Here is a 12577-nt window from a genome sequence, read left to right as displayed (position 1 = left end):
AGGCATAACCAGACGCCATGCGCGCCCAGTTCGTACTGTCGGAGATCGGTGTCGGTCTCCGCCGCAATCTGACGATGACCTTCGCCGTCGTCGTCTCCGTCGCCCTGTCCCTGGCCCTGTTCGGCTGCTCGCTGCTGATGAGCGACCAGGTCACCAACATGAAGGGCTACTGGTACGACAAGGTCAACGTCTCGATCTTCCTCTGCAACAAGAGCGACGCCGAGTCCGACCCCAACTGCGCCAAGGGCGCGGTCACCGAGGACCAGAAGAAGAAGATCCTCGCGGACCTGGACGACATGGGCGTCGTCCAGAAGGTGACGTACGAGTCGCAGGACGAGGCGTACAAGCACTACAAGGAGCAGTTCGGCGACTCCCCGCTGGCCAGCTCCCTCACGCCGGACCAGATGCAGGAGTCGTACCGCATCAAGCTCACGAAGCCGGAGAAGTACACGGTCGTGGCGACCGCGTTCGACGGGCGTGACGGGGTGCAGTCCGTGCAGGACCAGAAGGGCATCCTGGACAACCTCTTCGAACTGCTCAACGGCATGAACTGGGCCGCGCGGGCGATCATGGCGCTGATGCTGGTCGTGGCGCTGATGCTGATCGTCAACACCGTGCGCGTCTCGGCGTTCAGCCGCCGGCGCGAGACCGGGATCATGCGCCTGGTCGGCGCCTCGGGCTTCTACATCCAGGCGCCGTTCATCGCCGAGGCCGCGGTCGCGGGCCTGATCGGCGGCATGGTCGCCTGCGCCTTCCTGGTCGCCGCCCGCTACTTCATCATCGACCACGGTCTGGCCCTGTCCGAGAAGCTCAACCTGATCAACTTCATCGGCTGGGACGCCGTGATCAGCACCCTGCCGCTGATCCTGGTCACCAGCCTGCTGATGCCGGCCCTTGCCGCATTCTTCGCGCTGCGCAAGTACCTGAAGGTGTGACGCACGCCCCGAGGGCCGTACGGTCAACCGACCGTACGGTCCTCGCTGTTGTCCTAGACTCACCGCCATGTCAGGTCGTGACCTGTTCTGTCAGCCCCGCCGCTACCGCCGCGGGGCCGCCCTGACATTGGTCTTCGCCGGTGTGCTGGCCGCGGGCGCGGCGACGGGTTCGCTGCCCGGCACCGGGGAGTACGAGCAGGCGCCGGACGTGACGCGCACCGCCGCGGCGGCGGTGTCCCGCAACGACGTGGCGGACGCGGCGGCCGAGGCCATGGCCGACGGCAAGTCGCCGGTGGAAGCCGCCGAACGGGCCGTCAGCCGCAGCGGCGACCGCTGGGGAGCCGTCTACTCCGAGGGCGAGTACGAGGAGTTCACCGAGGCCCTCGACGGGCGGTACACCGGCGTCGGACTGTGGGCGCGACGCGGGCGCGACGGGCGGATCAAGGTGGCCGGGGTGCGCTCCGGCTCGCCGGCCGAGGACGCCGGCATCCGCGAGGGCGACCGGCTGCGCAGCGTCGACGGACATGTCGTCGACGGGCGGCCCGTCACCGAGGTCCTCGCCCTGCTGCGCGGCGACGCCGAGGACGCCGCCGTCGGTTCGTCCGTACGGCTGGGGCTGCAGCGCGGTGCGCGGGCGTGGCACGTGACCCTGCGCCGGGCGAGCCTGTCCACCGAGCCGGTGACCGTGCGCGGACTGCGCGGCGGGGTCACCGTGATCAAGGTCGCCGCGTTCACCAAGGGCTCCGGGGAGAGGGTGCGGGGCGCGGTGCGCCGGGCGCGCTCCGGGTCCGGCATCATCCTGGACCTGCGCGGCAACTCCGGCGGCCTGGTCACCGAGGCCGTGACCGCCGCCTCCGCCTTCCTCGACGGCGGCCTGGTGGCGACGTACGACGTCGAGGGCGACCAGCGCGCGCTGCACGCCCGGCCCGGCGGGGACACCGAGAAGCCGCTGGTCGCGCTGGTCGACGGCGGCACCATGAGCGCGGCCGAGCTGGTCACCGGCGCTCTCCAGGACCGCGGCCGGGCCGTGGTGGTGGGCGCTCGCACCTTCGGCAAGGGCTCGGTGCAGATGCCCAGCCGGCTGCCCGACGGCTCGGTCGCCGAGCTGACCGTCGGCCACTACCGCACCCCGGCCGGGCGCGGGGTCGACGGGCGGGGCATCACTCCGGACCTGGAGGCCGACGGGGAGGCCCTGAAGCGGGCGGAGACCGTGCTCAGCGGCCTGGGACAGCAGTAGGCCCTGTTAATCGGCTTCCCGTGAGGCCCCTTCGTAGTGCGAAAATGGCGGCACTATGAGCAAGGGAATGTACGTACCCAAGGAGTCCCAGCCCAAGCAGGGCGGGGCGGCCGCCAAGGCCAAGGACGGCGAGAAGGGCGGCAAGCGCAAGATCGTCGCGCAGAACAAGAAGGCGCGCCACGACTACGCGATCATCGACACCTTCGAGGCCGGGCTGGTGCTCAGCGGCACCGAGGTGAAGTCGCTGCGCCAGGGCCGGGCCTCGCTGGTCGACGGCTTCGTCCAGATCGACGGGGGCGAGGCGTGGCTGCACAACGCCCACATCCCCGAGTACAGCCAGGGCAGCTGGACCAACCACTCGGCGCGCCGCAAGCGCAAGCTGCTGCTGCACCGCGAGGAGATCGACAGGCTGTCGGTGAAGTCCGGGGAGACGGGCCACACGATCGTGCCCCTCGCCCTGTACTTCAAGGACGGCCGGGCGAAGGCCGAGATCGCGCTCGCGCGCGGCAAGAAGGAGTACGACAAGCGCCAGACGCTGCGTGAGCAGCAGGACCGGCGGGAGTCGGACCGGGCCATCGCGGCGGCCAAGCGGCGGCAGCGCGCGTAAGTCCTGTCGGCCGCCACGGGGGCCGCCGGGAATAGGCTGGCACGTGGCCGCGTCGGTCACGTACGATGCAGATGTGCCCCACAGCGGGTGCGTGTCCCTCCTCGGAGGGTTTGAAAAAACAACATGGGGATGATCGGTTTCGACAGCGGATGTCGAAGCAGGGGAAGCGTGTCGAGGAAGCGGCCATGATCTCGTTAACCACAGGCCGAAACCAATAATCGCCAACACCAAGCGCGATTCCTTCGCCCTCGCTGCCTAAGTAGCGACTTGCGAAGTGTCAGCCCGGGGCTGTTCCCGACCCGGATCCTGGCATCAGCTAGGGGACTAAACCTTGATCCCGGTCACGGGGTGAAGAGGGAAATCAAACAGTGACTGAGCCCGTTCCGGACTTGTCTGGGTGATCCGGAGGGCTGAGAAACTCGTACCAGACTGCGCACGGAGAAGCCCTGATTCCGCACCGTTGGACGCGGGTTCGATTCCCGCCATCTCCACTCTCCATGTTGAGGACCCGGTGGTCACTGACCACCGGGTCCTCGTCGTTTTCCTACGGAAGTTTCCTGCGTCGGGGGGTTTCCCGTGCCGGGCCGTTTCCTGCGTCGGGGGATTTCCCGTGCCCGGCTGTTTCGCGGGCCGGCGGGTCGGCTCCCGGGGGCGTGCGGCTCACGAGGGCGTTGCGCTCAAGGGGGCGTGCGCCGTGCCGTGCTCGCCCGGACCGTCAGCACCGGCGGCAGTGCCGTGGCGTCCGGTACGGGTTCGCCGGCGAGCTTGTCGATCAGCAGCTCCACCGCCCGCCGGGCGATCTCGGCCGAGGGCACGGCGACCGAGGTGACGGGCACCGCCGCCGACTCGGCCAGGTCCTGCGGGCAGATCGCGGTGACGGACAGATCGCGGGGCACCCGCAGCCCCAGCCGCGTGAAGGCGTCGATCAGGGGCTCGAGCGCGACATCGTTGTGCACCACGACCCCGGTCAGCGCGGGCTGCTCCCGCAGCACCCGTTCGGCGACCCGGCGGGCGTCGGCGGCCGTCGTCTCGCACGGGTGCACCCGGGAGGCGAGCCCGGCCCGGCGCGCGGCCACCGTGAAGCCCTTCGCCACATGCTGCGCGTACGCCGTGCGCCGCGCGTAGACCTCCGGCGGCGGCCCCACCAGCGCCACGGCCCGGTGCCCGAGCCCCGCCAGATGATCCACGCACAGCTCGGCGGCCGCCTGGCAGTCGAGGTCCACACAGGTCAGTCCGGCCGGCGCGGCGGGGAACCCGATCAGCACCGACGGCCGGTCCAGGGCGCGCAGCAGCGGCAGCCGGGCGTCGTCGAGCTGGACGTCCAGCACGATCAGCGCGTCCGCCAGCCCGGCCTGGGCCACCCGCCGCAGCCCTTCCGGGCCGTCCTCCTCGGTGAGCAGCAGTACGTCGTGGTCACAGGCCCTCGCCGTGGTGACCACCGGCAGCGCGAAGCGCATCATCGACGGCACATGGACGCCCGCCCGCAGCGGCACCGCGAGAGCCAGCACCTTGGAGCGGCCGCCGGGGCGCGACCGCGTCCCCGCGTGCCGGCGGTAGCCCAGCTCGCGGGCGGCCTCCTCGACGCGGCGCCGGGTCTCCGGGGAGATCGGGCGTTTGCCGCTGAGGGCGTAGGAGACGGTGCTGGGGGCGACCCCGGCGCGCCGCGCCACATCGGTGATCCTGACCATCGGTCCAGCTCACTCACAGACGGTTGTGCGTCGACAGCGTTCGGGCCGTGCGTTCTGTTGCTCCGTCATATGCCAAGTGGTGATGTCGATCTCGGTCGAAGCGCTTCGACAGGGAAGGTATGTGGGGGGTCGGTGAGCGTCAATGGCAGGGACGTGAAATGGCTTTGGGCGGTGGGTGGTTGGGCGGGAAGTGGCCCATCGGCGGGCCGTTCGCGCGAGCGCGGCCGACCGCTGTCGACGCGTCGTTCGACGCGGCCCGCCGGGTCACCGCCGGGTGGCGAGGGCGATCGCGAGGGACAGCGCCGCCGCGCCGGCCGGGACCCCGAAGGCGGCCGTCGCCGAGAGGTGTTCGGCGGTCCAGCCGCCCAGCGCGCTGCCGGCGCCGATGCCCGTGAGGAGGCCGGTGACCGCGAGGGTCATGCCCTCGTTGATGCGGCCCTCGGGGGTGCGCTCCTGGATCAGGGTCATTCCCGTGATCATCGTCGGGGCGGTCGCCATGCCCGCCACCAGCAGGGCCCCGGCGAGCACGAACAGCGAGCCGGTCAGCCCGGCGGCCAGCAGCGGCAGGGTCATCAGGGCGGTCATCGCCGCGATGCACCGGAGGTAGCGCCGGGCGGCCGGACCGGACGGGCGCAGCGCCCCGTACAGCAGTCCCGCCGCGCAGGAACCGGCCGCCTGGAGGCTCAGGACGACGCCCGCCGCCGAGCGGTGCCCCTGCGCGTCGGCGAAGGCGATCGTGGCGACCTCCATCGCGCCGAACACCACACCCATGGCGAGGCAGACCAGCAGCAGGCGCGGCACGCCGGGGGAGCGCAGCGGGGACGGGCCCGAGGCGGTGTGCCGCACCGGCGGCGGCTCGGTCGAGCGCTGTGCGGTGAACACCGCCATGCCGGTCAGCAGCAGCACCCCGCCGGCCAGCGTGCCCGCCTCGGGGAAGAGGGACCCGCACAGGAAGGCCGCGAGCACCGGGCCGAGCATGAAGCACAGTTCGTCGGCGGCCTGCTCGAAGGAGTTGGCGGTGTGCAGGGCCTCGGGGTCGTCCTTGAGCAGGTGGTTCCAGCGGGCCCGGGACAGGCCGCCGATGTTCGGGCAGGTGGCGGTGGAGGCGTACGCGGCGAACAGGGTCCAGTCGGGGGCGCCGGCGCGCAGGCACAGGATCAGCGCCAGTCCGCCCAGCGAGGCGAGCAGCGTGGCCGGGAGGGCGATGCGGGCCTGGCCGTGCCGGTCGACGAGGCGCGCGGTCCACGGGGCGACCAGCGCGGTGGCCGCCAGCCCGGTCGCGACGACGGCCCCGGCGAGGGCGTACGAGCCGCGCGCGTCGGCGATCATCATCACCGCGCTCACCCCGAACATGCCCATCGGCAGCCGGGCGATGAGGTTCCCGGCGGTGAAGGCGCGGGCGCCGGGGCGGGCCAGCAGCCGACGGTAGGGGCCGGGCGGGCGGGTGCGGCGGCCTTCGCCGGGTGGACGGGTGCGGCGGCCTCTGCGGCGGTCTTCGCCGGGTGGGCGGTCCTCGGGCGAAGGGTGTTGTCTGCTGCCCGGGGCGTGGTCGTAGGGGCGCAGGTCGGCGGCTATCAGGGTGTCGGCGGTCACGGCGAGGTGCAGGTGGGAAGGAGTGTCGGGCATGGCGCCGAGCTTCGCCCGGAGCGGACCGGGAGGTCCAACACCTATTCGGTGCCGATTCACGCGTCTGCGTTGTAAGTTCGGCGGATGCCGCCCTCGTACCCGGACCCCCGCCTGCTGCGCGGCTTCCTCGCCGTCGCCGAGGAACTGCACTTCACCCGCGCCGCGGCCCGGCTGTTCATGGCCCAGCAGGCCCTGAGCCGGGACGTACGGCGGCTGGAGCGGGAGTTGGGCGCGGAGCTGTTCCTGCGCACCACCCGGCAGGTGACGCTGACCGGGGAGGGCGAGCGGCTGCTGCCGTACGCGCGCCGGGTCCTGCAGGCCCAGGAGGACCTGGTGGGCGCCTTCCGGCAGGCCCGCCCGCTGCTGGTCGACTGCAACTCCAGCGACCTGGGCACCCCGAACCGGGTCCTGCGCCGGGCCCGCGAACTCGCCCCCGGCCTCGAACTCATGGCCCGCTACGAGAGCGGTCTGACCGGAGCCGCCGCCGATCTGCTGGCCGGCCGGCTGGACGCGTCCTTCGGCCGCTACGCGGGCCTCGCCCCGGCGCTGCGGGCCGGGCTGGAGCAGCAGCCCGTGCGGTACGAGCCGATGGCGGTGCTGCTCCCGCTGGACCACCGGCTCGCGGACCGCGCGTGCGTGCCGCTGGCCGAACTCGCGGGCGAGGTGGTGTACGCGGGTGCCGGTAACCCGCGCACGCCGGAGTGGACCGAGCTCGCGCGTCACCTGTTCGAGGGACGCGGCATCGACGTCGCGTCACCTCATCCGATGGCAGTCGGTTACGAAGAGTTCGGACGGCTCATGGCCAGGTCACGGACGCCGGTCCTCGCCGTGGTGGACTTTCCGGCCATGCCGGGCAGTGTGCGGCGTCCGCTGGTCGACCCGATCCCACTGTCGCCAGTGTCACTCGTGTGGCGAAAGGGGCTGGTGCACCCGGCTCTCGACGCGTTGCGCCAGGCTGCGGCGCAGGTCGCCGCGGAGGAGGGCTGGCTCCAGCCACCCGAAGGGGGATGGATTCCGGCCACCGATGCAAAGATCATGTCGCTTCGTGACTGAGACGTTGGAACCAGAGCACCGCTACGTGCGCTACATTCATGGCCTGAGCACGGTGTGGTAAAGGGGGCGCTCGGATCGGGTGGGGGGCCTGATCCGGTCGACGGGTGCTCGGCGTCGGAGCGCCCCCAGAACTGTCCCGTGTGGGGGGATGTAAGCGCGTGAACAACTGGCGAGAAGACGCCCAACCGGAGTGGCCCGAGGCCGCGTCCGGGACGCCGGGCACGGGTCGGTCCCGGAACCCGGGTGCAACTCCCTCTACCGCTTCCACGGCCTCGTCGGCCGCTCCCGGAGCGGAGACGCGGGTCCTGCCGAACACCGGCGGCCGGCACCGTGCGACGCCCGACCCCTACGCCCAGCCCGAGGCCGATCAGACCGCCGTGCTGCCGAAGGCCATACGGCAGCGTCAGTCGCCCGAGACGGGAGTCGCCGGCCGGCCCCTGCCGCGCAGGGAGCGCGGTACGGCGGCGCCGGGGGCCGACGGCCCCGCGGCGGCCGCGGGTTCCGGCGCCGGCTGGTTCGGTGAGCCCGGCGGTGCCCGTCGCGCTCCCGCCCAGGCCGACGCCGACGCCGGGGCGACCGCCGTCCTGCCGTCCGCCTCCGCTTCCCGCTTCACGGCGCCCGACGCCGACGCCACCACCGTGCTGCGCGTGCCCCAGGCGCCCGACGCCGGTGCCACCGCCGTACTGCCGACGGCCGGCGGACCGCACTCCTTCCCGGCGACCGGCCTCACCGCCACCCCGCGCGACCCCTGGGCCGACATGGACGACGAGCCGGCCCGGTCCGGCGGGGCCGGCGCCGCCGTGCAGCAGCACGATCCGCACGAGGTGACGGTCCAGATGGACGCCGTACAGCTCGGCGACGTGATGCTGCGCCCCGTCAAGGGCGGGACCGGTGGGCAGGACGCGGCGGACGGGCCGGTGTTCGTCGACGAGACGGGACGCCGCAGCCGCACCTTCCGCCGGCTGGGCATGGCCGTCGGACTGGCCTGCGCGGTGTACGCCGTCGTCATCGTCGCCACCCTTCTGTCGGGCAGCTCGGACGCTCCCTGGCTGCCGGTCCCCGCGAAGGACGACAAGCCCGCCAACCAGGTCGACACCCCGGCGCGGCCCACCGAGTCGGCGGACCCCACCGCCGACCCGTCCGTGTCGCCGAGCACCGATCCGACCGCGAGCACCGGCACCACGGCCGACCCGGGCGGCACGCCCGACGCCGGCGCCCCGGCCACCGCCGACGAGCCCGGCGCCACGGCCGACCCGGACCCGACGTCCACCGGGACGACCCTGCCCAAGCCCGGCGGGGGCGCCACCCAGTCCGACCCCGAGCCGACGGCGACGGCCACCCAGCCCGACCCGGAGCCGACCACGCCGACCGCCGACCCGCCCACGCCCGACCCGACGGAGACCGACGGCGTCGGCCCCGGCGGCGGCACCGGCACCACCGTCTCCGACCGCGTGGCCGGGGCGTCGGACGGCACCGTCCCGGCCACCCTCGCCACGCGCTCTTCCGCACAACCCTCCACGTCCCCGGAGTACGTCCTCTGATGGCATCCCGCACCCGCCGTCCCCGGCCCCCCGCTCGCGGCCGAGACGGCTCCCGGCGCCGCCGTGTGCCCATGCGCCTCGCTCTGCCCGCGCTCGTCCTCGTCGCCCTGATGGCGATGCTGATGCTGCGCGGCTATGTGCACAGCGAGATCCTGGCCGACCACCGCGTGCGCCCCCCGGCCGCCAGCGACCTGGTGCCCGACAAGGTTCTCAAGGGCGGACCGGTCATCGACACCCGCGGAGGCCGCGCCGCCACCCTGAGCGTCGAGGACCACCGGCTGGTCCTCACCTTCGACGACGGCCCCGACCCGGAGTGGACCCCGAAGGTCCTGGACGTACTGAAGAAGCACGACGCGCACGCCGTCTTCTTCGTCACCGGCACCATGGCCTCGCGCTACCCCGAGCTCGTCAAGCGCATGGTCGCCGAGGGCCACGAGGTCGGCCTGCACACCTTCAACCACCCCGACCTGTCGTACCAGTCGCACAAGCGCATCGACTGGGAGCTGTCGCAGAACCAGCTCGCCATCACCGGCGCGGCCGGTATCCGCACCTCCCTGTTCCGCCCGCCCTACTCCTCCTTCTCCGACGCCATGGACGACAAGTCCTGGCCGGTGACCGAGTACATCGGGCGGCGCGGCTACATCACGGTCGTCAACAACACGGACAGCGAGGACTGGCGACGGCCCGGCGTCGACGAGATCATCCGCCGCGCCACGCCGAAGGACGGCAAGGGCGCGATCGTGCTGATGCACGACTCCGGCGGCGACCGCAGCCAGACCGTGGCGGCCCTGGACAAGTTCCTTCCCGACCTCAAGGCCCAGGGCTACAAGTTCCAGAACCTCACCGAGGCCCTCGGCGCGCCCAGCGCCCACACCGAGGTCACCGGGCTGGACCTGTGGAAGGGCAAGGCCTGGATCTTCCTGGTCGGGGCCTCGGAGAACATCACCGACGGACTGGTGGCCGGCCTCGCCGTCATCGGCACCCTGGTGATCGGCCGCTTCGTGCTGATGCTGCTGCTCTCCGGCATCCACGCCCGCCGGGTGCGCCGCCGCGGCTTCCGCTGGGGACCGCCGGTCACCGAACCGGTCTCCGTGCTGGTGCCGGCGTACAACGAGGCCAAGTGCATCGAGAACACCGTCACTTCGCTGATGGCCAGTGAGCACCCGATCGAGATCCTCGTCATCGACGACGGCTCCACCGACGGCACCGCCCGCATCGTCGAGGCGATGGGCGTGCCGAACGTCCGCGTGATCCGCCAGCTCAACGGCGGCAAGCCGTCCGCGCTCAACCGCGGTCTGGCCAACGCCAGCCACGACATCATCGTGATGATGGACGGCGACACCGTCTTCGAGCCCGCCACCGTGCGCGAACTCGTCCAGCCCTTCGGCGACCCGCGCGTCGGCGCCGTCGCGGGCAACGCCAAGGTCGGCAACCGCGACTCGCTCATCGGCGCCTGGCAGCACATCGAGTACGTGATGGGCTTCAACCTCGACCGCCGCATGTACGACATGCTGCGATGCATGCCGACGATCCCCGGCGCGGTCGGAGCCTTCCGGCGGACCGCGCTGGAATCGGTCGGCGGCATGAGCGAGGACACGCTCGCCGAGGACACCGACATCACCATGGCCATGCACCGCGACGGCTGGCGCGTGGTCTACGCCGAGAACGCCCGGGCCTGGACCGAGGCGCCCGAGACCGTGCAGCAGCTGTGGTCGCAGCGCTACCGGTGGTCGTACGGCACCATGCAGGCCATCTGGAAGCACCGCAGGGCACTGGTCGAGCGGGGCCCCTCGGGCCGCTTCGGCCGGGTGGGCCTGCCCCTGGTCTCGCTGTTCATGGTGCTGGCCCCGCTGCTCGCACCCCTGATCGACGTGTTCCTGCTCTACGGCATCGTCTTCGGCCCGACCCAGAAGACGATCGTCGCGTGGCTCGGCGTCCTGGCCATCCAGGTCGTCTGCGCCGCGTACGCCTTCCGCCTGGACCGGGAGCGGATGACCCATCTGATCTCGCTCCCGCTCCAGCAGATCCTGTACCGCCAGTTGATGTACGTCGTGCTGCTCCAGTCCTGGATCACCGCCCTCACCGGCGGCCGGCTGCGCTGGCAGAAGCTGCGCCGCACGGGTGTCGTGGAGGCACCCGGCGGTCCGGTCGCGCGTCAGCGCGCGGCCGTCGGTGACGAGCGGAGGCCGGTGGGATGACCCAGGGACACTCGACGGGAACGGGTACGGGTCCCTCGCCTGAGCGCTCGCCCGCCTACGGAGACGCGTACGAGGCGATGTACGGCGGCGGGACGCCCGGCCCGGCCGCCGGGCCCTCGGCCGCCGACCCGGCGCTGTCGCACGGCATACCGCAGCAGCGGACGGCCGACCCGGGACCGGCCGCGGAGCCCCCGGCGGCCGCGAAGCCCAAGCGGGCCCCGGGCCGAGACCGCTACCTCGACCTGCTCCGCTCCATCGCCCTGGTCCGCGTGGTGGTCTACCACCTCTTCGGCTGGGCGTGGCTGACGGTGCTGTTCCCCTCCATGGGCGTGATGTTCGCGCTGGCGGGCTCGCTGATGGCGCGCTCGCTGAACCGCCCGGCCTGGGGCGTGATCAGGGGCCGCGTCCGGCGCCTGCTGCCGCCGCTGTGGGCGTTCAGCGCGGTGGTGCTGGCGCTGATGTTCGCCGGTGGCTGGAACCCGGTGAAGGACGCGGACCACAACGGCGCCTTCACCCTGGTCGAGATGATCAACTACATCATCCCGATCGGCGCCCCGCCGTTCCCCTGGCACATCGGCTCCAAGTCGGGCCTGCTGGAGGACACCTGGGCGGTGCAGGCCGCCGGACCGCTGTGGTACCTGCGCGCCTACCTGTGGTTCGTGGTGGCGTCCCCGCTGCTGCTGTGGGCGTTCCGCCGGATGCCGTGGCTGACCGTGTTCGCGCCGCTGGCCCTCACGGCCGTCGTCGGCACGGGCCTGGTGAAGATCCCCGGCGAGACGGGCAACGCGGTGACCGACTTCGCGGTCTACGGCGGCTGCTGGGTGCTGGGCTTCGCCCACCAGGAGGGTCTGCTCAAGCAGATCCCGCGCTACATCTCGGTCTCCTGCTCCGGCCTGCTGATGGCCTTCGGCCTGTGGTGGGCCTCGGGCCACCTGGGCCCCGACGGCTGGGACCTGAACGACATCCCGCTGGCCCAGGCCACCTGGTCCTTCGGGTTCGTCGTCATCCTGCTCCAGTACTCGCCGTCCTGGCAGGAGCTGCCCGGCCGGCTCGCCAAGTGGGACAAGCTCATCACCCTCTCCAACAACCGGGCGGTGACGATCTACCTCTGGCACAACCTGCTGATCATGGCCACCGTCCCGCTCATCGACCCCGTGTACAACCTCTCCTTCATGGAGAGCGAGCGGGCCATGTCGGCGCTCGACACGACGTACATGCTCTGGATGTTCGTCCTCGTCTGGCCCCTCATCGGACTGGCGATCCTGTCGGTCGGCTGGATCGAGGACCTGGCCGCGCAGCGCAAGCCGCGGCTGTGGCCCGACGGGGCCTCGCGCGGAGGTGCCGCCAAGCGCTCCGCCAAGCCCTCCGCCAAGGGCGACGGGCCCTCGACGGGCACCGGGAGCGGCGGTTCCGGCACACGCGGGCGCAGGGGATCGCGGCGGCGGAAGCAGGCCTGAGGCCGCACACACGACGGCCTGAGGCCGCACACACGACGGCCTGAGGCCGCACACACGACGGCACAGGGGCGGATCGCACGGGCTTCCCGGCGGTCCGCCCCTCCGTCTTCCCGCCCCCCGCCGGCCGCCGCGCCGCCCACGCCCTGCCCGGGACCTCTCATCCGCCCCCGCCCCCGGGTGAGAGCAACGTTCCCTTCCGGTCACCCACAGCCACAGCACGGAAACGCGCTCTCCC

Annotated in this window: 9 protein-coding genes and 1 other RNA gene; 8 read left to right on the top strand and 2 right to left on the bottom strand. The window is 72.2% G+C overall.

Annotated features, from left to right (window positions below; all coding sequences use genetic code 11):
- The first annotated feature begins 17 nt into the window (after positions 1-17).
- From ftsX to ssrA, 4 genes are all read left to right on the top strand, one after another.
- A complete protein-coding gene (gene ftsX, locus ACZ6SQ_RS14350; protein WP_469560873.1) occupies positions 18-935 on the top strand; it encodes a permease-like cell division protein FtsX in 918 nt (305 codons plus the stop codon).
- A 67-nt stretch (positions 936-1002) separates the two neighbouring features.
- The gene (locus ACZ6SQ_RS14345) at positions 1003-2172 is read left to right on the top strand and encodes a S41 family peptidase (RefSeq protein WP_469560871.1); all 1170 of its coding nucleotides are present in this window, start codon (positions 1003-1005) and stop codon (positions 2170-2172) included.
- 67 nt (positions 2173-2239) lie between these two features.
- Entirely contained in the window at positions 2240-2779 is a 540-nt protein-coding gene (gene smpB / locus ACZ6SQ_RS14340; RefSeq protein ID WP_386379788.1) for an SsrA-binding protein SmpB, read from the top strand.
- A gap of 125 nt (positions 2780-2904) precedes the next feature.
- Positions 2905-3273: a transfer-messenger RNA gene (gene ssrA / locus ACZ6SQ_RS14335) on the top strand.
- Between the two features lie 183 nt (positions 3274-3456).
- Here the strand turns inward: ssrA and ACZ6SQ_RS14330 are convergent.
- Positions 3457-4467, bottom strand: a complete 1011-nt coding sequence (locus tag ACZ6SQ_RS14330; protein WP_469560868.1) for a LacI family DNA-binding transcriptional regulator — start codon at positions 4465-4467, stop codon at positions 3457-3459.
- Positions 4468-4731: 264 nt separating this feature from the next.
- Entirely contained in the window at positions 4732-6093 is a 1362-nt protein-coding gene (locus ACZ6SQ_RS14325; RefSeq protein ID WP_469560865.1) for an MFS transporter, read from the bottom strand.
- Positions 6094-6177: 84 nt separating this feature from the next.
- On the opposite strand from ACZ6SQ_RS14325, the gene ACZ6SQ_RS14320 reads away from it, so the two are divergent.
- The 4 genes from ACZ6SQ_RS14320 to ACZ6SQ_RS14305 all read left to right on the top strand — a co-directional run bounded on the left by ACZ6SQ_RS14320 (position 6178) and on the right by ACZ6SQ_RS14305 (position 12342).
- Positions 6178-7146 carry a LysR family transcriptional regulator gene (locus ACZ6SQ_RS14320; protein ID WP_469560862.1) on the top strand — a complete coding sequence of 323 codons (969 nt, stop codon included), beginning with the start codon at positions 6178-6180 and terminating at the stop codon, positions 7144-7146.
- Between the two features lie 158 nt (positions 7147-7304).
- Positions 7305-8687, top strand: a complete 1383-nt coding sequence (locus tag ACZ6SQ_RS14315; RefSeq protein ID WP_469560859.1) for a DNA polymerase III subunit gamma/tau domain-containing protein — start codon at positions 7305-7307, stop codon at positions 8685-8687.
- Positions 8687-10885 (top strand): polysaccharide deacetylase family protein, encoded by a 2199-nt coding sequence (locus tag ACZ6SQ_RS14310; protein WP_469560856.1) that lies wholly within the window; start codon positions 8687-8689, stop codon positions 10883-10885. Before ACZ6SQ_RS14315 ends, ACZ6SQ_RS14310 begins: the two co-directional genes overlap by 1 nt.
- Positions 10882-12342: an acyltransferase family protein gene (locus ACZ6SQ_RS14305; protein WP_469560855.1), complete on the top strand. Its 1461-nt coding sequence runs from the start codon at positions 10882-10884 to the stop codon at positions 12340-12342. The genes ACZ6SQ_RS14310 and ACZ6SQ_RS14305 overlap by 4 nt, the downstream gene beginning before the upstream one ends.
- Positions 12343-12577: the final 235 nt, after the last annotated feature.

The sequence above is a fragment of the Streptomyces sp. NPDC048600 genome (genome assembly GCF_055587025.1).
This window is presented reverse-complemented; position numbering and strand designations above follow the sequence as displayed.